At 65.0% G+C, this 24,171-nt stretch carries 23 protein-coding genes and 1 pseudogene; 10 read left to right on the plus strand and 14 right to left on the minus strand.

The window, feature by feature from the left end:
- The first annotated feature begins 243 nt into the window (after nt 1-243).
- Nucleotides 244-1,473 (plus strand): peptidoglycan DD-metalloendopeptidase family protein, encoded by a 1,230-nt coding sequence (locus CFB82_RS30930; protein WP_089486542.1) that lies wholly within the window; start codon nt 244-246, stop codon nt 1,471-1,473.
- A 61-nt stretch (nt 1,474-1,534) separates the two neighbouring features.
- On the opposite strand, the gene CFB82_RS30935 is transcribed toward CFB82_RS30930, so the two are convergent.
- Nucleotides 1,535-1,945: a GNAT family N-acetyltransferase gene (locus CFB82_RS30935; RefSeq protein WP_089486543.1), complete on the minus strand. Its 411-nt coding sequence runs from the start codon at nt 1,943-1,945 to the stop codon at nt 1,535-1,537.
- A 176-nt stretch (nt 1,946-2,121) separates the two neighbouring features.
- Entirely contained in the window at nt 2,122-3,249 is a 1,128-nt protein-coding gene (locus CFB82_RS30940; RefSeq protein WP_089486544.1) for an aminotransferase class V-fold PLP-dependent enzyme, read from the minus strand.
- Between the two features lie 364 nt (nt 3,250-3,613).
- Between CFB82_RS30940 and CFB82_RS30945 the strand changes: the two genes are divergently transcribed.
- The gene (locus CFB82_RS30945; protein WP_089486545.1) at nt 3,614-4,810 is read left to right on the plus strand and encodes a serine hydrolase domain-containing protein; all 1,197 of its coding nucleotides are present in this window, start codon (nt 3,614-3,616) and stop codon (nt 4,808-4,810) included.
- Nucleotides 4,811-4,904: 94 nt separating this feature from the next.
- Here CFB82_RS30945 and CFB82_RS30950 read toward each other — a convergent pair whose 3' ends face one another.
- The 4 genes from CFB82_RS30950 to CFB82_RS30965 all read right to left on the minus strand — a co-directional run bounded on the left by CFB82_RS30950 (nt 4,905) and on the right by CFB82_RS30965 (nt 9,707).
- Nucleotides 4,905-6,077 (minus strand): NAD(P)/FAD-dependent oxidoreductase, encoded by a 1,173-nt coding sequence (locus CFB82_RS30950; RefSeq protein WP_089486546.1) that lies wholly within the window; start codon nt 6,075-6,077, stop codon nt 4,905-4,907.
- 195 nt (nt 6,078-6,272) lie between these two features.
- The gene (locus CFB82_RS30955) at nt 6,273-7,424 is read right to left on the minus strand and encodes a branched-chain amino acid ABC transporter substrate-binding protein (protein WP_089486547.1); all 1,152 of its coding nucleotides are present in this window, start codon (nt 7,422-7,424) and stop codon (nt 6,273-6,275) included.
- Between the two features lie 418 nt (nt 7,425-7,842).
- The gene (locus tag CFB82_RS30960; RefSeq protein ID WP_069250745.1) at nt 7,843-8,034 is read right to left on the minus strand and encodes a CsbD family protein; all 192 of its coding nucleotides are present in this window, start codon (nt 8,032-8,034) and stop codon (nt 7,843-7,845) included.
- A 140-nt stretch (nt 8,035-8,174) separates the two neighbouring features.
- Nucleotides 8,175-9,707, minus strand: a complete 1,533-nt coding sequence (locus tag CFB82_RS30965; RefSeq protein ID WP_089486650.1) for a helix-turn-helix transcriptional regulator — start codon at nt 9,705-9,707, stop codon at nt 8,175-8,177.
- 368 nt (nt 9,708-10,075) lie between these two features.
- On the opposite strand from CFB82_RS30965, the gene CFB82_RS43450 reads away from it, so the two are divergent.
- The 3 genes from CFB82_RS43450 (at nt 10,076) to CFB82_RS30975 (ending at nt 10,905) form a co-directional block, all read left to right on the plus strand.
- Nucleotides 10,076-10,240 carry a hypothetical protein gene (locus CFB82_RS43450; protein ID WP_179255473.1) on the plus strand — a complete coding sequence of 55 codons (165 nt, stop codon included), beginning with the start codon at nt 10,076-10,078 and terminating at the stop codon, nt 10,238-10,240.
- Nucleotides 10,241-10,302: 62 nt separating this feature from the next.
- Entirely contained in the window at nt 10,303-10,653 is a 351-nt protein-coding gene (locus CFB82_RS30970; protein WP_089486548.1) for a BON domain-containing protein, read from the plus strand.
- Between the two features lie 54 nt (nt 10,654-10,707).
- The gene (locus tag CFB82_RS30975) at nt 10,708-10,905 is read left to right on the plus strand and encodes a CsbD family protein (RefSeq protein ID WP_069250743.1); all 198 of its coding nucleotides are present in this window, start codon (nt 10,708-10,710) and stop codon (nt 10,903-10,905) included.
- A 12-nt stretch (nt 10,906-10,917) separates the two neighbouring features.
- On the opposite strand, the gene CFB82_RS42520 is transcribed toward CFB82_RS30975, so the two are convergent.
- On the minus strand, nt 10,918-11,124 hold the full coding sequence (locus CFB82_RS42520) for a hypothetical protein (protein WP_143750987.1): 207 nt from the start codon (nt 11,122-11,124) through the stop codon (nt 10,918-10,920).
- On the opposite strand from CFB82_RS42520, the gene CFB82_RS30980 reads away from it, so the two are divergent.
- Nucleotides 11,108-11,329, plus strand: a complete 222-nt coding sequence (locus CFB82_RS30980) for a hypothetical protein (RefSeq protein ID WP_083266045.1) — start codon at nt 11,108-11,110, stop codon at nt 11,327-11,329. The two genes, CFB82_RS42520 and CFB82_RS30980, sit on opposite strands and share 17 nt — an antisense overlap.
- Nucleotides 11,330-11,457: 128 nt before the next feature.
- Entirely contained in the window at nt 11,458-11,712 is a 255-nt protein-coding gene (locus CFB82_RS30985) for a GlsB/YeaQ/YmgE family stress response membrane protein (RefSeq protein WP_089486549.1), read from the plus strand.
- Between the two features lie 107 nt (nt 11,713-11,819).
- Here the strand turns inward: CFB82_RS30985 and CFB82_RS30990 are convergent, their stop codons facing one another.
- Nucleotides 11,820-12,125, minus strand: coding sequence for a hypothetical protein (locus CFB82_RS30990; RefSeq protein WP_143750988.1), 306 nt, complete (start codon nt 12,123-12,125; stop codon nt 11,820-11,822).
- Between the two features lie 389 nt (nt 12,126-12,514).
- Nucleotides 12,515-13,543 carry a DUF1338 domain-containing protein gene (locus tag CFB82_RS30995; RefSeq protein WP_069250740.1) on the minus strand — a complete coding sequence of 343 codons (1,029 nt, stop codon included), beginning with the start codon at nt 13,541-13,543 and terminating at the stop codon, nt 12,515-12,517.
- 226 nt (nt 13,544-13,769) lie between these two features.
- Here CFB82_RS30995 and CFB82_RS31000 point away from each other — a divergent pair, with 226 nt between their 5' ends.
- Nucleotides 13,770-14,717: a LysR family transcriptional regulator gene (locus tag CFB82_RS31000; RefSeq protein WP_089486551.1), complete on the plus strand. Its 948-nt coding sequence runs from the start codon at nt 13,770-13,772 to the stop codon at nt 14,715-14,717.
- A gap of 19 nt (nt 14,718-14,736) precedes the next feature.
- Here the strand turns inward: CFB82_RS31000 and CFB82_RS31005 are convergent, their stop codons facing one another.
- Entirely contained in the window at nt 14,737-15,270 is a 534-nt protein-coding gene (locus CFB82_RS31005; RefSeq protein WP_256990542.1) for a hypothetical protein, read from the minus strand.
- Nucleotides 15,271-15,297: 27 nt separating this feature from the next.
- Complete coding sequence (locus tag CFB82_RS31010; protein WP_089486552.1) at nt 15,298-17,427, minus strand: TonB-dependent receptor; 2,130 nt, start codon at nt 17,425-17,427, stop codon at nt 15,298-15,300.
- 665 nt (nt 17,428-18,092) lie between these two features.
- On the opposite strand from CFB82_RS31010, the pseudogene CFB82_RS44625 reads away from it, so the two are divergent.
- Together CFB82_RS44625 and CFB82_RS31015 are read left to right on the plus strand one after the other, a co-directional pair.
- A pseudogene (locus CFB82_RS44625) lies at nt 18,093-18,146 on the plus strand (zinc finger domain-containing protein); the annotation flags it as partial.
- A 211-nt stretch (nt 18,147-18,357) separates the two neighbouring features.
- Entirely contained in the window at nt 18,358-19,986 is a 1,629-nt protein-coding gene (locus CFB82_RS31015; RefSeq protein WP_089486553.1) for an NADP-dependent glyceraldehyde-3-phosphate dehydrogenase, read from the plus strand.
- Between the two features lie 87 nt (nt 19,987-20,073).
- On the opposite strand, the gene CFB82_RS31020 is transcribed toward CFB82_RS31015, so the two are convergent.
- The 3 genes from CFB82_RS31020 to CFB82_RS31030 all read right to left on the minus strand — a co-directional run bounded on the left by CFB82_RS31020 (nt 20,074) and on the right by CFB82_RS31030 (nt 23,987).
- The gene (locus tag CFB82_RS31020; protein WP_179255474.1) at nt 20,074-21,024 is read right to left on the minus strand and encodes a T6SS immunity protein Tli4 family protein; all 951 of its coding nucleotides are present in this window, start codon (nt 21,022-21,024) and stop codon (nt 20,074-20,076) included.
- 348 nt (nt 21,025-21,372) lie between these two features.
- Nucleotides 21,373-22,539, minus strand: coding sequence for a M24 family metallopeptidase (locus CFB82_RS31025; protein WP_089486554.1), 1,167 nt, complete (start codon nt 22,537-22,539; stop codon nt 21,373-21,375).
- 119 nt (nt 22,540-22,658) lie between these two features.
- Entirely contained in the window at nt 22,659-23,987 is a 1,329-nt protein-coding gene (locus tag CFB82_RS31030) for an MFS transporter (RefSeq protein WP_089486555.1), read from the minus strand.
- Nucleotides 23,988-24,171: the final 184 nt, after the last annotated feature.

A 24,171-nucleotide genomic window follows, 5' to 3' on the forward strand; every position in this document is an offset into this window, starting at 1 on the left:
CGCCACGAGGCTGGGCATGGATGGTGTTTTGAGCCCCCGTACGGCGACTCCAGATCAATCGGCTCCAGTTTCCCGAGTGGTCAAATTACTTTGAAACTATCGCATCAACAATTTCATCTGAAGCCGCCAATTTAAAAACGCATCAAGATCCATTTCATTTTCCTTGCAATGACTGGCGAATGATGTAGGCTTGCCGGCGCTGCCATGAACTTCTTGCAAACCCTCTTCGTGGTTCATTTGACCATGCGCAATTTATTAGATCGTTCTGCGTCGAATTCGATTCAATACTCCATTGGCATCCTGCTGATTACAGCCAGCCTTGCCGAAATCGCGCATGCGGCGCCAATCGAGACGTCGTTGCAACGCTCGATCGGGCAGGCGCTCGCATCCCGATCGGCCAGGACGTTGACACTGCCGGCCCGGTCGGACGACAGCCTGGTCGAGGCAATAAAAACCGACGACGCTTCCGGATGGGTATTTGGCACTGCGACACAAATCCTGCGCGAGGATGAATCCGGCGATCCCGTCACGAAGCTGTTCATTGCGCGCAACGTGAATGGCCGATGGATCTCGGGTGTGGAGGGCAGCAGCCAGTTCGGAGAATTGCTCGATGCGGCGCCCCCCACGCTGCTCGCGGCCGACGAGCGGAAAAGTCTGGCGTCGAGACGCGCATCGCTTGCGCCACGATCGGCTGCCTTGCCGCAACCGGGCCTTGCGTTGCCGTGGGAACCGAATGCCGGGTGGTATTGGACGGGCGGTGCACACGGCTGGTCCGGACAAAGCAGGCCGTATAACTCCCTCGATTTCTCGGGCGGCAACGGCCGCGTGCTGGCGGCACGAGACGGCTATCTTTACAAGAGCTGCGAGCGCGACGGCAGCGCCATCGTGAAGGTGGTTCACGACAATGGCTATGCGACGACTTATTACCACATGGTCCGGCTGACGTCGCTGAACAGCGGTACGCGGGTCCGTCAGGGGGACTATCTCGGCAGCGTCGGAAACGGCCTGCCGTGCGGCGGGCAAACGACGGGGCCGCATGTTCACTTTTCATTGAGCAAGGATGGCAATGACGTGTCCGTCAATGGCATGACGATCGGCGGCTGGCAATTCTTCGAAGGCACTTCGCCGTATTCCGGATACGCGGTTCGCAATCAGCGACGCGTCTCTCCGCAGGCATGGCTGGTCAACTACGGGAGCGCGGATTCCGGCGATCCGTCCACGCCCGTCAGCGCGCGTGTGCAGGCACCGGGTCCGGCGAATCTGCGCAGCGCGCCATCATTGTCGGCGCCGGTCGTCGGTTCGCTCGAGAATGGGCGCACCGTGCAGCTCGCTTGCCACCAGTACGGCGATTCCGTGAATGGCAACTGGGGCGCCACACGGCTTTGGTATCGACTCGACTCCAATCAATGGATATCCGACGGATTCGTCTACACGGGCAGCAACGACCCCGTGGTGCCCGAATGCGTGAATTAGCGCAGGTGCACCGGCGTACGCCGGGCCGCCGCACCGCGACAGGGAATACGACGCCTCAACGTTACGTGATGCGCAGAAACATCCCCGCCTTCTCGGGCAACACCGAAGGTTGAAAACCGTAGCGCTCGTAGAACTTCGGTGTCCCGTGATCCGCCATCAGGCTGACATAGGCGGTCGGCGGCGCATGCTCGTGAACGTAGCCCATAAGCGCCCGCATGATCAGGTCGCCCACGCCTTTCTTCTGGTGAGCGGGCAACACCGCGATATCGACGATCTCGAAGAAACAGCCGCCGTCACCGATGACCCGGCCAATTCCGATCGGGACACCATCGCAGTAAGCCACGACGCTAAAGAGTCCATTCTTCAACCCGATCGTCGCGGCCTGTTCCGACTTTCTGCTCAGCCCCGCAGCAACACGAATGCCGATGTAGTCGGATACCGACGGGACTTCCTGTCGAACGACATATTCCATGTGAGCCCTTCAGGTTGACCGTACAGGCCAATGGACCGACCTCGCTATGCATGGGTACACCAACCCTGAACCCGAACGCGCGCATCGGACAAGACCATGACCATCCATCCAGCGAGACAGTAGACCACGGTCGCACATACCCACCGTCCACTGCCTCGCCCACTCCGCGAAGCGCCTTAAAGAATCCGATTCAGCGCATCCGAGAACCGCCCAACCGCCCCATCGACATCATGCAGCTTGTCGAGGCCGAACAGTCCGAGACGGAAGGTCTTGAAATCCTCCCCCTCGTCGCACATCAGCGGCACGCCGGCCGCGATCTGCAACCCAACGTCGGCAAACTTCTTCCCGGATCGAATCCCGTCGTCGTCCGTGTAGCAGACCACGACACCCGGTGCCTCGAAGCCTTCGGCCGCCACGCTCCGGAAACCCTTGTCGGCCAGCAACGCACGAATCCGCTTGCCCAGCTCGAGCTGCTCCTCTTTCACCTTGTCGAAGCCGTACGCCTCGGTTTCCTTCATCACGTCGCGCAGCGTCGCAAGACTGTCCGTAGGCATCGTCGCGTGGTAAGCGAACCCGCCGCCTTCATAGGCTTCCATGATCTGCAGCCACTTGCGCAGATCGCACGCGAAGCTGGTGCTGGTCGTGCCATCGATGCGTTCGCGAGCAAGCGCGCCGAGCATCACCATCGCGCAGCACGGCGACGCGCTCCAGCCCTTCTGCGGCGCGCTGATCAGGATATCGACGCCGCTCGCCTGCATGTCGACCCACACCGTGCCGGACGCGATGCAATCCAGCACGAACATGCCGCCGACCGCATGCACGGCGTCGGACACCGCGCGCAGATACCCGTCGGGCAGCATCATCCCGGACGCGGTTTCGACATGCGGCGCAAAGACCAGATCCGGCTTGTGCGCGTTGATCGCGGCGACCACTTCGTCGATCGGGGCCGGCGCATAGGCGGCCTGCCGTCCCGCTTCGACCGGGCGCGCCTTCAGCACCGTCGTTTCGGACGGAATGCTGCCCATGTCGAAAATCTGCGACCAGCGGAAGCTGAACCAGCCGTTGCGGATGACGAGGCACTTCTTGTTGGTGGCGAACTGCCGCGCGACGGCTTCCATGCCGAACGTCCCGCTGCCGGGGACGATCACGACGGACTTCGCGTTGTAGACCTTCTTCAGCGTGCCGGAGATGTCGCGCATGACGCGCTGAAAGCGCTGCGACATATGGTTGACCGAGCGATCGGTGTACACCACCGAATATTCGAGGAGCCCCTCGCGGTCAACATCGGGAAGTAAACCTGGCATGCTCGCCTCCAGTGAAAGATGAACGATGGAATCTGGGCGAGCAGTGTCCGTGATGCGATACCGCGATGCACCCATGCAATTGCGTTATTTTCTCGACGAAAGCAGATTCTAACGAAGGCCGCGCGCCGCTTGGGGCATATTTTGTCGGCTGTCCGGCGCAGGTATGACGTGGCGCCGCCGCCAGCCGGCGCGCCGCGCTGCAACGGCGCCGCCGCGGCCCCCGGCTGAATCGCCCGCCCGGTGGCCGTCCATGCCGGCCGTTGCAGCGCACGACGCCCGCGAAGCCCTGTTCCACGTATGGATAAATGGCACGTCCGCCGCGTGCCGCCTACCATGTCGGCTCCCCTTCACGACAGAGTCTTCGATGATCCCCAACCGAGCATCATCACGGCAGCCGTCGGCCGATCCCGCGCTTGCCGAGCGCATCGATGCGGTACTGTCCCGCCAACTCGACACGCAACGCCTCGTCGGCGTGGTCGTCCTGGTCGCACGCGACGGCGAACTCGTCTATCGCCGCGCGGCCGGGTTCGCCGATCGCGAAGCCCGCACGCCGATGCAGGAGGACACGCTGTTCAGGCTCGCGTCGGTGACGAAGCCGATCGTCTCGGCGGCCGCCATGGCGCTCGTCGCCCAGCACAAGCTGTCGCTCGACGACGAGGTCACGCGCTGGCTGCCCGAATTCCGTCCGGCGCTGCGTGACGGCAGCGTGCCGGTAATCAAGGTGCGCCACCTGCTCACGCATTCCGCCGGCCTCGGCTATCGCTACGCGGAAGCCGACGCGACCGGCCCGTATGCACGCGCAGGCGTCTCCGACGGGCTCGATGGCGCATCGATCACGCTCGCCGAGAACATGCGCAGGATCGCGAGCGTGCCGTTGCAGTACGCACCCGGTACCGGCTGGAACTATTCACTCTCCATCGACGTCGTTGGGGCAGTGATCGAAGCCGTCAGCGGGCGGCCGCTCGCCGATGCAGTCGATGCGCTCGTGCTCCGCCCGCTCGGCACGCGCGACACGGGATTCGTCGCACGCGACGCCGCGCGGCTCGCGACGCCTTACGTCAACGACACGCCGCGGCCGCACCGGCTCGCCGAGAACGAAGCCGTGCCCATCTACGAAGGCTCCGTCGGCGTGACGTACTCGCCATCGCGCGCGCTCGACCAGGATGCGTTCGCATCAGGCGGCGCCGGGATGGTCGGCACCGCCGGTGATGTGCTGAACGTGCTGGACACGTTGCGCGCGGGTGGCGGCGCCATTCTGCCGGCCGAGCTGGTCGACGAGATGGGCCGCATCCACACCGGCAACCTCGCGTTGCCCGACCTGCCCGGCGCGGGGTACGGGATCGGGTTTTCCGTGTTGCGCGACCCGCGCGCGGCGCTGTCGCCGGAGTCGCCGGGCACGTGGCGCTGGGGCGGCGTCTACGGTCATTCGTGGTTCGTCGACCGCGCACAAGGGCTCACCGTCGTGTCGCTGTCGAACACGCTTTACGAAGGGATGAACGGACCGTACACGCTCGATCTGCGCGACGCGATCTACGGCGTTCGGCTGACCCGCGCAATGTAATTGCACGCGTAACAAAAAAAGCCCGACACAGTCGGGCCAATGAGTTGAGACACAAGGAGAATCCCGCCCACCACACTGGGCGGGTTACGCCGCGCTACACGACGTTCTTTTCGACGATCGGCCGGTTTTCCAGCACCCGCGCCCAGCCGAGCGTCGACAGGTCGAGCGTGTCGTAACGCCCGCCCAGAATGAGTTCACTGACGCCGCGCCCCGTCGCCGGCCCCTGCTGCAGCCCGTGGCCGCTGTAGCCGTTCGCGAACACGACGTTGTCGAGTTCCGGGTGATACCCGATGATCGCGTTGTGGTCGAACACGTTGTACTCGTAGTACCCGGACCAGCAGTTCTCCACGCGCAGCGCCTCGAACGCCGGCACGCGGTTCGCGAGCGTCGGCCAGATCACCTCGTCGAACAGGTCGTGGTCGACTTCGTCGAGCGGGAGGTCGTCCGGGTCGCGGTCCGGGCTCGGCGACGTCCCGCAGATATACGTGCGCCCTTCCGGCCGGAAATACACGCCGGTCGGATCGATCAGCAGCGGGCAATCCGTGAGCTTCGCGGGCGACGACACGTTGAAGATGCTGCGGCGCCGCGCATACACGGGGATGTCGATGCCCATCATCGACGACAGCGTGCGGGTCCACGCGCCTGCCGCGTTGACGAGCGTGTCGCACGCATAGCGTTCGCCGTCGGCCGTGACCACGTGCGTCACCCTGTGGCCGTCGCGCACCACCTCCTTCACATCGGACGGCACATAGCGCGCACCGAGCGCCTGCGCCTTCTTGCGCAGCGCCTGCACGAGCCCGTAGCCGTCGAACCAGCCCTCGCCGCTCACGCCGTACGCCCCCGACACGAGATCGTCGACGTTCAGCCACGGAAACTTCGCGCGCAGCGCATCGCGATCCATCAGCCGGATGTCCGCGCCGAGGCTCGTCTGCAGCGCGTGGTTCTCGCGCAGCGTCGCATCGCCGGCCGGCGTCGCGAGGAACAGGTAGCCGCCTTCGTGCAGGTCGATCGACGGCTGGTGGCCATCCACTTCGAGGCGTTCACCGATCGTGCGCAGGAACTCGATGCCGAACAGCGACATCTCGATCGACAGCGGCGTCGAGAACTGCTGGCGAATCGACGCGGCCGACAACGCCGACGACGATCGCGCATAGGTGGGGTCGCGCTCGATCACGGTCACGGAAACCGTGGGATCGGTGGCGCGCAGGAAATAGGCGATCGAGCTGCCGATCACACCACCGCCGACGATGACGACTTGAGAACTCACGACTGACTCCAGTTGCACAGATTGGGCGCGGCCAGCCGGCCCCGCCCGTGGGTTGTTCGTGCCGCGTCACGCGCGGCGTCGCGCGGGCGGACCGGTGCGGCTGCCACACCGGCGTGCGCCGCGATCGGCACCGATCGCTGATGGCATTTCAGCACGTCCGGCATCGCCGCGAAAGTCCGCGGGCGCGGGTTGCGTTCAATCCGCCGATTGCGTCGTGACGGGCTGCCACGCGGCGTTCTTCACCTCATACAACGTCGAGCTCGGGTTCTTCAGGTCGCCCGTGTTCGTGAACGCGATCGTGCCCGTGATGCCGTCGAAGCGCGTGCCCTTCAGCGCGCCGTTGAAATCGGCCGGTTTCGTCGAGTTCGCCTTCTGCATCGCGTTGATCGCGATCCACGTCGCGTCGTACGCGAACGGCGCATACGCGAGCATGTCGATGCCGTACTTCTGCTTGAATTTCGTTTCGAACGCCTTGCCCTTCGCGAGACGCGCCAGCGGCTGCCCGTATTCCCACACGGACGCGCCTTCCGCCGCGTTGCCGGCCAGCTTGATGAAGTTCGCGTTCATCACACCGCCGCCCGCGAGGAACTGCGCGCGGATGCCGAGCTGGCGCATGCGCTTCACGAGCATCGCGGCCTGTGCGTCGAGCCCGCCGAAGAACACGAGATCGGCGTTGGTGCTCTTGATCTTCGTGAGCTGCGCGCTGAAGTCCACCGCCTTGTCGTTCGTGAATTCGCGCGCGACGATCGTGCCGCCGTTCGCCTTCACCGACTTCTCGAATTCATCGGCTTCGCCCTGGCCGAACGCGGTGCGGTCGTCGATGATCGCGATGCGCTTCGCCTTGGTCACGCTCGCCGCATACGCGCCTGCGTTGCCGGCGTTCTGCGTGTCGGTCGCGATCACGCGGTACACGGTGCCGAGCCCGGCACGCGTGATGTCGGGATTGGTCGCCGACGGCGTGATCATCGGAATGCCGGCCTTCGCGTAGATCTTCGAGGCGGGCAGCGTCGTGCCCGAGTTGAAGTGGCCGATCACGACGGCCACCTGCGCGTCGGCGAGCTGCTGCGCGGCCTGCACGCCGGTGCGCGGATCGCTCTGGTCGTCCTGCGACGCGACGACGAACTTCACGGGCTTGCCGCCCACCGTCGTATGCGCGGCATTCGCTTCGTCGACGGCCATGCGCACGCCGTTCTCGATGTCCTTGCCGTAGGCGGCGCCGCCGCCCGTCAGCGGGCCGGCCACGCCGACCTTGACGACCGTCTCCTGCGCGTGAACCGCGCCCGTCTGGAGCGCGAGGATCGCGGCGGTCAATGCGACGCCGGAAAGCGAACGAATGCGGAACGTCATGACAATCCTTGTTCTGGGGGCCGGGATGCAACGCGCGACTGCCACGCGTCGGCAACCTCCCGCGTGCCGGTCATGTCGTCCGCCACCGGGGCGTCATGCAACGTCCCAACTGGCCGGTCGATCGCCGCGGCTCCGTCTCCGAAGAGCCTTTCATCGCGAAAGAGGTGAATGGATTGTGGGCAGCCAATACCCGTGCAGCAAACGAAATATCGGAACTATGTTGTGAGGATTTGTCATCAAGTTCCGCGTTCGCGGGCGGCCCGCGGCCCGCGCAACGGTGGGCCGCGGGTAAATCGCTCCCGTGGAATGCCGCGCCGGCGCCCGGCCATCAAGGCCGGCCATGGTCATGCCGGCGGCGCATCATCGTTGCAATGACGCCCGGCCGGCCATCGCGACGCCCGCGGCGCCGCGTCATCGGTCAGTGCCGATCGGTGCCCGTCTGCTTGCGCACCGCATCGGCCGCCTCGCCGGCCTGCTCCTGCATCCTGCCGGCCTCTTGTTCAGCGACGCCTTCCGCTTCCGTCTCGCGGTCGCCCGTGACCTTGCCGAGCGCTTCCTTGACCGAACCCTTGACTTGTTTGAGCTTACCTTCGATGCGATTCCTGTCCATGGTCGTCTCCTGCGATGGTTGGGGAGAGCCGACGATGCAACGGCCTGCGCCGCACCGCCGAGTGGACAGGATCGCAAGCGGGCGCCGCGCGCGGCAGATGCGAATGCACCAGCGCCTCTGGTGCATTCGTACCGACAGCGTCAGTCCTTGTCCTTCGCGCCGCCCTTCTCGCCACGCGCGCCGTTCGCTTCGGCCGCACCGACGATCCCGCGTTCGCGCGCCCAGACGATCGCCTCGCCGCGGCTGTGCACGTCGAGCTTCGCGTAGATCGTCGCGACGTGATTGCGCACGGTGTTCGGCGCAAGCCCGAGGCGGCCGGCGATTTCCTTGTCGGCGAGGCCGTGGCACAGCAGGTCGAACACGTCGCGCTCGCGCGCGGTCAGGTCCGACAGCTGGGCGCCCGCATCCGGCGCATTCGCGCGCCGCACGTTCGCGAGCTTTTCGATCAGCGAGCGGCTGAACCACGACGCATCCTGCATCGCCGTTTCGATCGCGTAGACGAGCTCCATCTCCGTGCGCTTGCGATCGCTGATGTCGAGCAGCGCGACGAGCAGGCAGTCGCGCCCGTGAATCGCGACGGGATCGGCCGACACGACGCAATCGCGCACGTCGCCTTCGCGCGTGCGGATCTGCACGTCGGCGTTGCGCACGTTGCCGTCGCGTGCGAGCCGGCCTTCGATGCGCTGCCACGCGCCGCGTTCGGCCCACAGCCCGATCTCGTCCGCGGATTTGCCGAGCAGGTCGTCCTGCGCGTGGCCCGTCATCGCGGCGAACGCGTCGTTCACGTCGAGCAATTCGAAGCGGTCTGCCGTGACGATCGCGGTGGCGACCGGCGCCATCCGGAACGCCGTCGCGAAGCGTTCCTCGCTCTGCCGCAGCGCGCGCTCGGCCTGCTTGCGCGGCTCGAGATCCATGAACGTGAACAGCATGCACGCCTCGTCGTTCATGTCGATCGGCTGCCCGGCGACCACCACGGCCTTCGTGCTGCCGTCCGCGAGCTTCAGCACGGCCTCCATCTGCGGGATCGTCGCGCCTTCGCCGAGCCGCTCGATCGCGAGGTCGCGCCGGTCGGCCTGGTCGAGCACGTCGATCTCGTACACTGAGCGGCCGAGCACGTCTTCACTCGCGTAGCCGGTCATGTCGAGAAAGCCCTGGTTGACCTTCACGTAGCGCAGGTCGTCGAGCCGGCAGATCACGGCCGGCGCCGGGTTCGCATTGAAGGTGCGCTCGAAACGCTCCTCGGCGCTCGCCCATTCGGTCGCGTCGTGCAGCACGAGCGCGAGGCAGTCGGGCTCGCCGGCCGCGTTCGTCAGCACGAGGCTGCGAATGCGGTGAACCCAGCTCACGGTTTCGTCGGCGGCCGATTCGACTTCGACCGTCACGTCGCTGAACTCCTCGCCCGCGATCACGCGATCCATCGGATAGTGGCCGTCACGCACCGGGTGGTTGTTCCGGTAGCGCAGCCGGAAGCGCTCGCGGTAGTCGGTGACGGTCGCGCCGAGCGCCGTCAGCTCGGTCACGCCATGCATCGCGAGCGCGGCTTCGTTTGCCCAGACGATCCGCTGGTCGGGCTCGATCAGGATCACGCCCTCGGTGAGCCCCGCAATGATCTGGTGCAGTTGGCGCCGGTCGGTATGCGACTTCAGCGCCTGTTCGTTTACCTGTTCGTTCATCGAATGGTTGTCCATGTCGTCAGCATGAGCGTCGGCCCGGTTGCCGCTTCGTCGACACGTGCCGGCCCGCGCGTGTGGCGATGATCGCGTGTCGCACCGGTGCACGACAGGCGCAGATGCACTATTCGTCATAGTACATTCGCACGGCCTGCCCTACCGTGCGGTGTCCCGCCGATCCCGGAAGCATCCACCGCGCCTGCCTTCCGCGCGCCGCCCCAAACGGGCCCGCTTCTCCCTCCACGACGCCCCCGTGCAAACGCACTAGCCGATCAGGTGAATTTGCGCGATGTCCGTGCAAGTTTGCATCGGTACGCTGGTACTGCATCGGCGCTCATGCGCTGCCTTCCGACCCGCAGAGGAGAAGCACGATGAAGCTGCATCAGACACCCGATCCGACGCGGCCGGAGCCGGCCCCGGACAATCCGCCCGAACCGTCGCCCGGCACCGATCCGCCGGTCCCGGTACCGCCCGACGTGCCGCGCCCGGACATACCGCCGCGCGAGCCCGGCTACGACACGCCGATCGCCCATTGATCCGGGCACGCGCCGTGCTCGGTCGTCAATCCATTCACCACGCCAATCGAAGGAGAACATCAATGAACAAGACCTCGCACCTTTCGACGCTGCTCGCCGCCAGTGCGGCTTTCCTGCTTTCCGCCGCACCGCTCACGAACGCACAGGCACAGGCCTCGTCTACCGACAGCGGCATGACGGCCGAATCGAACCAGCCTGTCACCGACACGTGGATCACGACCAAGGTGAAAGGGGAACTCGCGACCACGGAGGGCGTGAAGAGCACTGACATCAGCGTGAAGACGGTCGACGGCGTCGTCACGCTCACCGGCGTGCTGCCGACGAAGGTCGCCGTGAAGAAGGCTATCGCCGTCACGCGCGCAGTCAAGGGCGTGAAGCACGTCGACGCATCCGGCCTGAAGGCAAAGGCCTGACCTCCCGGCGCGGCAGCCGCCGCGCTCTTATCCCTGCATGACAAGGAGCACACGATGAACGAGGACAAGATCAAGGGCCAGTGGAAGCAACTCTCCGGCAAGCTGAAGGCCAAGTGGGGCAAGTTGACCGACGACGACCTGAAGGTGGCCGACGGCAATCGCGAGTATCTGACCGGCAAGATCCAGGAGCGTTACGGGATCGCCCGCGATGAAGCCGAGAAGCAGTTGAAGGAATTCGACCGCGAGCTGTAACGCGATAGCGCTTCAATACAACCGCCGCGGCGCCAACGGCGTCGCGGCCATCAGGACGACGACATGGGTAAATACCTGATCGCCTGGCTGCTCGGCGTGCCGGTCGGGCTGCTGCTGCTGTTCTATCTGATCACGCACATCTTCTGACCGTGTCCGCGCGATAAAGCCGAACAATACGACTCGCTTTTCAGGGAGATGACCAATGAAATTCCTTTCCATTTCGGCAGCCTGCATCGCGTTGCTGACCGCTTCGATCCCGGGACATGCAGCAGGATGCCTGAAAGGCGCGGCCGTGGGCGGAGTCGCCGGCCATGTCGCAGGGCACCACGGGGCGATGGGTGCCGCCGCGGGTTGCGCAATCGGCCATCACCACGCAGCAAAGAAAGCCAAGGCGGCAAGCGCGGCAACGGCCGCGTCGCAATGAATGCGTCACGACGACGCCGGTCGACGCTCGTCGGAACGGCCGGCGTTGCGCCGCGTGCGCGATGCCACCGGTCATGACATGACCACCGGATTTACAACAATTTCGCCAATCCAAGGGGAAGATCGTACATGGATATGCATGGCTTGATCGTATGGCTGATCATCGGCGCCATCGCCGGCTGGCTCGCGGGCGTACTCGTCAAGGGCGGAGGTTTCGGCTTGCTCATCGACATCGTTGTCGGCATCGTGGGCGCGGTGATCGGCGGTTGGCTCGCCGGGTTGCTCGGTATCGGCTTCAGCGGGATGCTCGGTTCGATCGTCATCGCGCTCATCGGTGCCGTGATCCTCTTGCTCGTGATCCGCCAGTTCCATCGCGCAACGTGACGGGTCTATTCAGCGCGCCGGACTCACAGCTGGCGTGCGGTGGAAGCGACAAGAAGCGTCTCGTGTCAAATGGACGAGCCCGGCATTCGACACCGGGCTCGCCACACTTAGTGCCCCTTGTAGAGTTCGAGCAACTGGCTCTGCAAGGCCATCATGGCCTTGTCATGCTGCATTTGCAGCTTCGCCATTGCTTCGTTGTGCTCCATTTCCATCGCCATCATCTTTTGCTGAATGCCGATGGCCTGAGTGCGTTGCTCGGGTGTGAGCTTGTCCATCATCATCATGGTCCAGTCGCTGGTATGCGACATGTAGGTGCCGCTGCGACCAATGCCGCCACCGTCCGCCTGTGCCGCACCGGCGACGAGCAGGAACGGAATGGCGCCACACAGCATGAGCTTGCGAATCGGGTTCATCCGGGTTCTCCTGTCAAGAAAGGACGTCGGGAAGCGCCCGTGTCGCATGCACGGGTTTCCTGAGCGTGGGTCATGAACTGCCAGCTGACATCAAGACCTCGTCCAATCAATCGACCAGGTGATCGAGAGGCGTCTCCCTGACAAGTGCTACGACGAATCGGCTGATGAATGATGGTTCGACTGGCGAGACGTTTGTCGTCCCGTACCGGCGGATATGACACGGCTCGATGAGATTTTCGGGGTCGCGTAATCCCGCGCCGGCCGTGGCGTCCACGACGGCCCACACCCGAAATGGCAAACGCCCTGCATTCGCAGGGCGCTTCAGGCCGCGGTGCATGCGTGCGCCGGCCAATCGGTCGCGGCCGGCGCAGCCCCCCGCTTTCCTTTCGTTACTTCGCCGCGTTCGCCGTCATCTTGAAGATGCCCTGCGCGTTGCCCGCATCGAAACGCAGGTCGGTCACCCAGCGGCGCGCCGCCTGATCGAACGTGCGCTTGCGCGTGATGAACTCGTAGAACGAACCCGGCACGTTGCGCTTCACCGTGCCGCCGTCGCGCGTGCGGAATTCGCGCTCGACGGTATCCGCGCGATACGCGGTCTGGAACACGCGGCCCGAGCGCGAGCGTTCGACTTCCGGCTTCATCGGCCGGCCCTTCGCCTTCTCGTCGTCGGACAGCTTGAACACGTCGGCGACGCGGTCGGTCGCGTGATTGAACGCATTGCCTTCGGTCGCGATCCACGCCATTTCCGCCGATTCCATCAGCAGCGTCTCGTAGTCGAGTTCGTTCGGCACGTCGTGCTGGCGTGCGAACGCGCCGACGATCTCCGGCAGCAGCGCATGCGCGGCCTCCAGCGACAGCCAGCCTTCGCGCTCCACTTCCCACAGCAGCGCGACGGCCGCCGGCGACAGCGGGTCGCGCGACGTGCTCACGACGTTCGTCACGGCCTGCTGGAATTCCTTCGAGAAACGTTCCGGATGCAGCTCGCTGACGAAGAACTGCGCGATTTCGTCCGGTGCGTCTTCATGCGCATACGCGCGGCCCGTCATGCCGAGCTTGTCGAGCGGGTAACGGCCGTTCAGGCGGAAGCCCAGCGGACGCAGGATGCGCGTGAACGCGGCCTCGCCCGGCGGCAGCGCGCCGGTGTGCGGCCAGCGCACCGTGCGCAGCGCGCCGTGGTCGAAATAGACCGAGCCGCCGCTTTCGATCGCGTCGGCCGTATACGCACGGCCGTTCGCCGAACGTTCGAGCAACCCTTCGAACAGCGCCATGTTCATCGCCTGCGCGATTTCCGCGCGCGTCACGACGCCGTCTTCCCATTCTTCGAGGATGGCCGGCATGTTCAGGGTCGAGAACAGGGCGTCGGTCTTCGCCTGTCCCAGCAACTTCGTCAGCAAGCTCTCGATATTCGGATTGCGCATCAGGATTCTCGTCTCGGGGGACCGCCGGCAAACGTGCCGGCAACTCGTCGGCCGGCCGCCCCACGGGCGCCTGACCTTGCGTGGGGAGCATTATTCAAAGGGTTGCAGCCGGGCGTAAAGCGAGATTAAATTGATATGTGATGAGTTTTTGGAATTATTGGCCGTTCGTTGCCCGCCCTTCGCGCTCACGCTGCGGGAGCCCCGTTCGTCAGACAAATCGAGCATCATGCGTAAATTCAAGATTCCCAACATGGGCGCGCTCGTGGCTTTCGAAGCCGCCGCGCGCCACGAAAGCTTCACGCACGCGGCCAAGGAGCTGTTCCTGACCGAAAGCGCGGTTTCGCGCCAGATCGCGACGCTCGAAGCGAGCCTCGGCGTGCGGCTGTTCGCCCGCGTGAAGCAGCGTGTCGTGCTGACGCGCGCCGGCAAGCTGTACGGCACGCAGGTGCGGCGCGCGCTGGAGGCGCTCGACCGCGACACGCTGTCGATCATCGCGCACGGCAGCGGCGGCGGCTACCTGGAGCTGGCGGTGCTGCCGACCTTCGCGTCGCACTGGCTGATCCCGCGCATCAAGAGCTTCTACGACCACACGCCCGACGTGCGCGTGAACATGGGCAGCCGCACCGACCTGTTCTCGTTCGAGGACACTCACTTCGAGGCCGCGATCCACTACGGCAAGCCGACCTGGCCCGGCACGTCGTCCGACTACCTGTTCGGCGAGGAAGTCGTGCCGATCTGCTCGCCGGCGTTGCTCGACGGGCCCGTGCACAGCGTCGAGGATCTGCTCGCCTACCCGCTGCTGCACTCGACGACGCGCCCCGGCGCATGGGCGCAGTGGTTCGAGACGCACGGCGTCGAGGACATCCGCACGATGCAGGGCGTGCGCTACGAGCTGCACACGATGCTGATCAGCGCGGCCGCGGCCGGGCTCGGCATCGCGCTCGTGCCGAAGTTCTTCGTCGAGGAACAGTTGCAGCAGCTCGGGCTGGTGGTGCCGTGCGACGCGGCGACGGTCGGCGATTCCGCGTACTACCTCGTGTATCCGACGGAGTTCAGCCACAGCAAGCCGCTGGAGCTGTTTCGCGGCTGGCTGCTCGAGCAGGCGAGCGCGTATGCGGCGCCCGGTTTCGACGCGGATGGCGGCGATCTGGTGGACGACGAGGACGTCGAGTAACGGCGCGGTCGCGCCAGCCTCATGGCGCGGCGGCCTCGCACGCGTATCGCGTCGGCTGGCTGGCCTTCACCACCTTCACCAGCCGCGCGTGATCGGGCTCTTCCAGCCCTGGGCACACGGTTTCCAGATCGCGGATCACGACCGTTGCACGCCCGTCGAAGCGGCATACGCCAACGGGCTGCGCGGCGGGCAGCCGCAGGCTGCGCCGTGCATCGCGCTGGTTCGTGAACCGGATCACACCCGCGCGTTGCGAACGGTCCGGCAGGCGCCGCGCCGATGCGTCGTCCTCCTCGAACCACACGTCCTCCCCGCTCTCTTCGTCGCCGTAATCGACTAAGTAACGGCCCGACAACGTGATCGCACGGCCGACGTACACCGAATGGCATTCGGGTTCGGCGTCGGCCGGGATCGTCTGCGCGTGCGCCGCGGCCGTGCCGCAAGCCAGCCACCACACCGCGCACAGCACGCTGGCTCGGACAATCAGGCTCGACATATCAATCGATTGGCGGATCATGGGCAGTGAGGTGCGGGTCGTCGTGACGAAGACCCGCATTGTCATCCGGCGTAGGCATCACGTGCATTACATGTGCCACTTCACCGTGGCGGTCAGCGTGCGCGGATCGCCGGGCATGTTGTACAGGTCCGCGTTGCCGTGCGCGGCGATGAAGTAGCGGCGATTGAACAGGTTGTCGAGCGTGAGCGTCACGTCGACCTTCTTGCTGCGATAGCCGGCGCCGAGGTTGAACACGGTGAACGACGGCAGCGTGACGAGATCGCTCGCCGACGTGTAGCGCGCCGACTGGAACTGCATGCCGGCCGCCGCGTAGAAGCCGTACGGCAGCTCCCGCTTCACCCACAGGTTCGCGCTATGGCGCGGCATCAGCCCCGGTGTATTGCTCGACACCGCGACACCGGCCGCCGTCGATTGCGCGGAACCGTCGACCGTCCCGTTCAGGTACGCGTAGCCCGCATACACCGACCACTTCGGCGCGATCTCGCCGGTGAAGCCCAGCTCCATCCCGTGCACGTGCTGCGTGCCGATCGGCAGCGCATAGCCGGGATTCGCCGGGTCGCCGATCTGCTGGTTGGTCTGCCGCATGTCGAACAGCGCGACGCTGGCCGTCGCCTTGCCGCCGAGGTCGAAGCGCGAGCCGACTTCATACGCGGTGGTCTTCTGCGGCGCGAGCGCGGCGCCGTTCGAGAACGCGCCGGAGCTGATCAGCGTATCGGCCAGCGGCGAGAACGATTGGCTGAACGACCCGTACAGCGTCAGCCAGTCGAGCGGTTCGTAGATCAGGCCGACGCGCGGGCTCCACGCGTGATCGGTGCGATCGAGGTTGACGTTCGACGACGTGTAGTCGTGGCGGATCTGGTTCAGGTAGTCAAAGCGCAGCCCCGCGAGCACTTTCCAGTGCTCGGTCAGCGAGATCAGGTCCTGCGCATAGACACCCGCGAGGCCGACGACGGTCGACGCGTTCGTCTTTGCCCGTGCGCCGGTCGGCACGCCGGGCAGCACCACTTGCTGCGGATTGAAGAGATCGTAGGTCGCGACCTTCGACACGCTGTAGATCGTGTCGAACTTCTGCTGCTGCGACAGTTCGAGCCCATACAGCAGTTCGTGGCGCATGCCGAACAGCGACGTCTTCTGCGTGAGCTCGAACAGGCCGTCGATGCCGTGGTCGGTGCGCTGGCGCGTCGACTGGTCGAGCGTCACGACCGGGTGCGCGGCCGTCTTGATCGGCTCGTACGTGACGTAGTTCTTGCGTTCGAGCGAGAAGTCGTACGCGCGGATCGCGCCATGGAACGACAGCGAATCGTTGAAGCGATGATCGAGCGACACCGTCGCGCTCTTCGCGGAGACGTCGTTGTACGAGCTGTTCGCCGCGTCGGCCGAGCTGTAGACCGTGTTGATCGGCACGTCGACCGGCCGGCCGAGATACGCGGGCAGCCCCTGGTCGGACGTGCGGCGGTCGTGCAGGTAGTCGAATTCGACGTTCAGCACCGTGTTGCTGTCGAGCTTGAACTGCGCGGACGGCGCGATCGCCTGGCGGTTGAGCTGGAACTGGTCGCGGAAGCTGTTCGAGTTTTCGGCCGCGCCGGTGATCCGGAAACGCGCCGCGTCGTTCGCATTCCAGCCGAGGTCGAATTCGCCGCGCCGCTCGCCGCGCGTGCCGAGCGTCACGCCGACGTCGCGCACCGGGTTCGCCTCCGGCCGCTTCAACACGCGATTCACGATGCCGCCCGCCGAGCCTCGCCCGTACAGCACGGCCGCCGGCCCCTTCAGCACTTCGACGTGATCGACGTTCGACAGGTCGCGATAGTAGAGCGCATCGTCGCGGATGCCGTCGACGTACTGGTCCGTGATGCTGTTGAAGCCGCGGATCGTGATCTGGTCGCGCTGGCCGTCGCCGACCGAGAAGCCGACGCCCGGCACGTTGCGCAGCGCATCCTGCATCGACGTCGCGTTCTGGTCCTCGATCACCGCGTGCGGCACGACGTTCACCGTCTGCGGTACGTCCATCAGCGACATGTCGGTCTTGGTCGCCGCGCGCGAGTGGCCGCCGTCGTACGACGCATGCTCGGCGGTCGCCTTGACCGAGATCGCGGGCAAGGTCGCCGCGGCGTCGCTCGCCTGTGCGAAGGAGGTGCGTGCGCCGGCCAGCGACGTGGCGATCAGCAGCGCATGGCAAGCGCTCTTGTTGAGTTTCATCGTTGAAGTAGAGGCTGAGGGAAAACGGCGAACGGAAACGCATCCGGCCAACGCGCGAACCACGCTGTGAATCGGCGGGCGAAATCCTTTCCGTAAAAAGCAGCGGCGCGCGAGGGATCGCCTCGTCGCGCTGGCGAGCCGGTGAACGGCCGGCGCGGGTTGCGGCCGGCCGGCAGGAGCGGCACGAAAGCAGTCGCGACGCTCCGTCACGGCGCGTAACGGAGCGAAATATTAAACGAGAATGATTCGTGTTTTTAGTTAATTTTTAACGTGTCGCCTGCCCGCAACGTGCATGCGCATGGCGCTCTGCATTCCTGACGAATGCCTTTCTGTTTCACGCTTTAACGCGACTTTGCGTAACGAAAACGAAAGAATTCCATCAGCCGCATCGGGCGATGAAGGGCCAGGCAATAGGCGGGATTCGGGAGACGACGACGAAAGGACTGGAGAGGATGACAAAACATCCGGCGAAGCGGACGGCGCGCATTCGAAGTCCGGTGCGCGCCGGACCGGGCAACCCCGACCCGGCGCTCCGGGCAGCCGACCTCGCATCGGCAGCGCGGCGGACCTTCTTCCGTTCTTCACTACATATGCTCTCAGGCTCACTTCATTTTTTTTCTTCACCGCGCCGGGCCATTATCCGCTGAAACCAGCCCGTTTGAAACGTTTGCGAGCGCTGTTGGCGGCTTATACCAAGCATTCGGCAACAGTCTTTCTGAATGCTTACGATGCATGCGGCGCGATTCGGCAATTCTTGCATTCACGCCGGCGTTCCTTTTTAATGGAACTGGTTCCAATTATTGAATCGGCCATGGTCAGGCGTGACGTGTCGTCGTCCGCGCGTCATGATGCCGATTCAGGATCGAGGATCTCCCAGCTCAGGATTCGCATCGCCCGTCCTTCCCGGACACCCCGTCAAACGAGACCGTCATGCCCGATTCCGCCTCCCTGCAGCAGCTGTTTCCCGCCTTTCAGGACATCCCCGCCGAGTACCGGCTCACTTCGCCGATTCACCAGCGCGTGTCGCTCGTCGACGGCGCGTTGCGGCCGTGGGACGGCGCGACCAAGACCGTGCTGTCGCCCGTGTGCGTGCGCCAGGCTGACGGCAGCGTCGAGCAGGTCGAGATCGGCAGCTACCCGGTGATGGGCGAAACGGAAAGCGACGCGGCGCTCGACGCCGCGGTGCGCGCGTACGATGCCGGCCGCGGCGAGTGGCCGACGATGAAGGTCGAGCAGCGCATCGCGTGCATGCAGGACTTCATCAAGCGGATGGTCGCGCAGCGTGAACTGGTGGTGAACCTGATCATGTGGGAAATCGGCAAGAGCCTCGCCGATTCGCAGAAGGAGTTCGACCGCACCGTCACGTACATGACGCAGACGATCGACGCGCTGAAGGAGCTCGACAACGCGAATTCGCGCTTCGTGATCGCCGAAGGCACGATCGGCCAGATCCGCCGCACGCCGCTCGGCGTCGTGCTGTGCATGGGCCCGTACAACTACCCGCTGAACGAGACCTTCGCGACGCTGATCCCCGCGCTGCTGATGGGCAACACCGTCGTGTTCAAGCCGCCGCAGTACGGCACGCTGCTGTTCGAGCCGCTGCTCGAAGCGTTCCGCGACGCGTTCCCGAAAGGCGTGATCAACACGATCTATGCGCCGGGCGCGGTGGTCGTGCCGCACATGCTCGCGTCGGGCAAGATCAACGTGCTCGCGCTGATCGGGTCGAGCAAGGTGGCCGACCACCTGAAGAAGCAGCACCCGAAGTCGCACCGGCTGCGCGCGATCCTCGGCCTCGACGCGAAGAACGCGGCGATCGTGCTGCCCGACGCCGATCTCGACCTCACCGTGAAGGAATGCCTGCTCGGCGCGCTGTCGTTCAACGGCCAGCGCTGCACCGCGCTGAAGATGCTGCTCGTGCATCGTTCGATCGTCGACGAATTCCTGAAGCGCTTCACCGCCGCGCTCGAACAGCTGAAGATCGGCATGCCGTGGGAGAAAGGCGTGAGCATCACGCCGCTGCCGGGCATGCATCGCACGGCCTACATGACGGATGCGATCGACGACGCGAAGGCCAAGGGCGCGCAGGTCGTCAACCATTCGGGCGGCGAGTTCAGCAAGACGCTGTTCTATCCGGCCGTCGTGTACCCGGTGTCGGAAGGGATGAAGCTGTACCGCGAGGAACAGTTCGGGCCGATCATTCCGGTGGCGACGTTCGACGACGTGGACACCGCGCTCGATTACGTGACGACGTCGGATCACGGCCAGCAGGTCAGCATCTTCGGTTCCGACCCGGCGCAGATCGGCGCGCTCGTCGATCCGCTCGTGAACCAGGTGTGCCGCGTGAACATCAACTGCCAGTGCCAGCGCGGGCCCGACGTGTTCCCGTTCGCGGGGCGCAAGGATTCGGCGGAAGGCACGCTGTCGGTAAGCGACGCGCTGCGCGCGTTCTCGATCCGCTCGATGGTCGCGGCGAAGCAGACCGACAGCAGCAAGCAGCTGCTCGATTCGATCGTGTCGGATCACCACTCGAAGTTCATCAATACGGGCTTTATTTTCTGAAGCGGCTCTGATTCGGGTGCCCTCCGCCGCGCGTCGGTGCGGCGGAGTCATCGGGTTGAGTGCGCGCCCCACCTCGTCCGCCTCCGGTCAGATCGCACCAGGCCTCGCGCGCAGACTGTTCAGCAGTGTGTCCCATACTTGCAACGCGCCCGCTTCGTCGACCGGCGACGTGGCCTTCTCCGGTGGCAAGTCGTCACGCGCGGGGGCGCCCAACAGCAGTTCGACCGATGCATGCGGCTGCTCCACCGTCGCTGGATTCCCCGGCGCGAGCAGGTAGAAGCGATAGACCGTGACCGCGCCATCCCTGAGCGCAAACAGCACCTCCTCCGCGTCCATGCCGGCGACCTGCCGTTTGCCTTGGCGCAGGATGCTGTAGCGTCCCGGCATGCGATTGAGTGTCGCGCGCAGATTGCGGGTGAGCGGTTGCTCCAGATCTACGTCCACCGCATCCCGCAGCTTGATCACAAGCAGCGCCGGTCGGCCCGGCATCAACGCGAACGACTGGCTGACCTCTTCCGAGTAGGTCGACGGGCCCGTGACGATGCCACCATCGAAACAGAAACCCGATTGCGTCGGCACGGTCCAGTTGTCGCGTACCTTGATGCGGCGGTAGGTGTCGTCATAGATGCTTTCGGCGCGGTCCAGCACATCCGCACCGATCAAGCTCGTCGTCCGGATGAGCGTGCGGTTCGCGAACAGATAGCCTTCCGTATAGAACGGCAAGGCGACAGCTTTCACCACCGCATCGTTGAAGACGAAAACCCGTGAGTGCGACACAGGAGAGAAGGCCTTTTCCAGCGACATGCGTCCCGTCTGCTCCTGCAGATCGACGGGATTCACCCGCTGTTTAGTGCGCAGTTCTTTCTCCCGCGCCGCGACTTTGGCGCCGTAGTCCTCCACTGACACGTCGTGCGTCGTCACCAGCTTTTCACCGCGGTATTCGTAAAGCTCGTTCGAGATCTCGCTCGAGACAGGCCGGTCGAACATCAGGCGACCGATGCACCACGGACGCAATTCCGATAACAGCGGATTGTTCATCCCGGGTTCCACGGAATACGCAAACGAGCAGGCACACAGCCCCGCCAGCAAGAGCAGTGAACAAACGAAACGCACCATCACGATCCTCCCCGCACATCGATATCTTTCATGATCTGCGCCATCTTGCCGAGAAGCACCCGGCGCGTCCATGTTCGGCGCGAAGAAAGCCTCGTCACCGTTGTCTTTCGTGACGATAGGCGAACCCATGATGCCCGATATGACAATCCTGGGGATCATGGGGTGCAGATCTTGACGTTCGTCGATGGGGGCTGCAAGTTCCGAAGCGGGCCGTTCGTGAGAAAGCCGCTGCACGCGCCGGTGCAGCGGCTTTTTTGCACCCGTGCGTGATTACGCCCGAATCGGGAACGTCAACGCGTCGAGATCGAGCGGGCCGCCCGTCAGCTGAACCGGGCCTTCATCGCCGATCAGCACCGTATCGGAATGACGGAAGCCGCCGACACCCTCGATATAGATGCCCGGCTCGATCGTCAGGCACATCCCCTTCTCGATCGGCCGGTCGTAGCCTTCGGCAAAGAACGGCGCCTCGTGCGCGGTGACACCCATCCCGTGCCCGGTCCGGTGCAGCATCCGGTCGCCCATTCCCGCGCGACGGAAATAGTCGTTGACCTTGCGATCGACGTCGCTCAGCAGCGCGCCCGGCATCGCCGCGTCGAACGCGAGCCGCCGCCCTTCCGACATCACGTCGAACGCGCGCCGTGCCGCGTCGGGCACGTGGCCAAGGAAGAAAGTCCGCTCGACTTCCGCGCCGTAGCCGTTCATCACTGCATTGACGATCGACACGTGCGGGCCGCCCTCTTCCATCCGCATGTCGATGTTGCTGAAGTTGTGCGGATCGTGCGACACGCTGCCCGGCTGGAACACCGCGACGATCCGCGTGGCCAACGGGTTCAGCGTCGGATCGTCGGCCAGCAGCCGCTGCATGATGAAGCCGCGAATGCGCGACGACATCTCCGCCATCCCGAGGCCCGGGCGTGCTTCGCTCAGCAGCAGGTTGTGCGCGTCGGTGGCGATCCCGCACGCATACACGTGGCGGCCGATCTCGTAGTCGGACTTGATCATCCGCACGTCGTCGATGATGTCGATGCATACACGCTCGCCCGGCGTCTGCGCATAGACCTGCAACGGACACACCGACTCGACCCCGACACGTTCGCCCGCCCCGAACAGCGCCTTGAACCGGTCGCTCCATTCGCGCCCGGCCGGCGCCGGAAATTCGAAATACGGAATCAGCTCGAGTTCGCCGATCGAGCGCGTCCGCACATGCGGCTGCTCTAGCTGCGGCACGACGAACTGCGGCGGGCCGCTGCGCGAAATGACCAGCACGAACGGCCGCTCGTGGACGATGTTCGCGAAGTTCGTCAGGTAGTAGATGTTGTCCGGCGAGAACGCCACATAGCGATCGAGGCCGGCTTCCGCCATGCGCGCGCGCACGCGGTCGAGGCGTCCTTTGAGTTCCGCCTCGCTGGGCGGTGCGAAAGTGGGTGTGAACTTCATGCGTGATTTCTCCTGTTGAGAGTGACGGGACGGCCGATCATTTCCACGCCTCCATATATCGACATTTCATTCGTTATCCTCTATTTCAGCGATACGGGTCGAAACCGAATCCGGCTCGCTTATTCGCTCGGCATGCGTCGAAACCCGAGCAGCGCGACCAGGCTCACGACCGACATCGCGACGATGTACAGCGCCGGCGACGCCTTGTTGTGCGTGGTCGCGATCAGCCACGTGACGATCAGCGGGGAAAAACCGCCGAAGACCGTCGTCGGGATGTTGTACGACACCGCGAGTCCGGTGCTGCGCACCGCGGCCGGAAACGCGCGCGCGGCCAGCGCGGGCACCAGCCCGACGAGCACGCCCATCGGCGCGGCGGCAGCGGCCTGCATGATCAGCAGGTTGCGCAGCGAAGGGCTCGCGATGACCCACATATAGAGCGGCAGCGTGATCGCGGACAGCACGACGATCGCGGCGGCGACCATCGCGACCGGCCGGCGCCAGACGTCGCCGAGCAGGCCCGCGAGCGGCGCGATCGCGACCATCACGATGCCGGCGACGGTCGTGCTCATGAACGGCGCGGACATCGGCAACCCGAGCTGCTTCACCGCGAACGTCGGCATGTAGATCAGGACCATGTAGAACGCGGCCGTACTGACGATCGTCACGCCGCTCGCCGCGAGGAACGACGCGAGGTGCTCGCCGAACAGGCGCTTGAGCACCTGCGCGACCGGCAGCGCTTCGCCGTGCACGAACGCGTCGGTTTCCGACACGCTCCTGCGGATGTAGAAGCCGACCGGGCCGATCAGCAGGCCGACCACGAACGGCACGCGCCAACCCCAGCTTTCGAGCTGATGCGGGCTGAGCGACGTCGTCAGGATCGTGCCGATCGTGCCGCCCAGCACGATGGCCAGCATCGTGCTCGACATCTGCAGGCTGACGAAGAAATGGCGTCGATGCGGCGGTGCCTTTTCCGCGAGGAACGCGACGGTGCTGCCGAACTCGCCCGACGCCGCGAAGCCCTGCACGAGCCGCGCCAGCACGAGAATCGTGGCGCCGAGCCAGCCGGCCTGCGCATACGGCGGCGCCACCGCGATCGCGGCCGTGCCGGCCAGCATCAGCCAGATCGTGACGGACATCGCCGCCTTGCGGCCGTACCGGTCGCCGTACAGCCCGAGCACGACACTGCCGAGCGGCCGCACGACGAACCCCACGCCGAAGGTCGCCGTCGCGAGCAACAGCGACCCGACTGGCCCGGCCACCGGGAAAAACAGCTTCGCGATCACGCTGGCGAAATAGCCGTAGATCACGAAGTCGAACCATTCGAGCGCGTTGCCTGCCGCGGCCGCCGCGACGTCGCGCATCGTGCCTGCCCGTGCAGACGGCTGCGGCGCAGCCGAACGGCGATCGAGCGCGATGGCGCCCGCCGGATTCACTACATCCTCTTTCATCGTTTGTCTCCTCCCGCTGCTGGCTGCAGTGGTTTCGTGCTCATGTTCGATGCGCACCGTTACCGCGTCCAACGGATTTCCGGAATATGATCATCACCAACGTGAATAACGGTGCGAGCGCGGCGCGCGACTTCGTCGCGGCGTCGGCCGGCTTTCCGCAAGGGCAAACGCGACCTTGCGCGAA

It is taken from the genome of Burkholderia sp. HI2714, from assembly GCF_002223085.1.
Classification (GTDB): domain Bacteria; phylum Pseudomonadota; class Gammaproteobacteria; order Burkholderiales; family Burkholderiaceae; genus Burkholderia; species Burkholderia lata_D.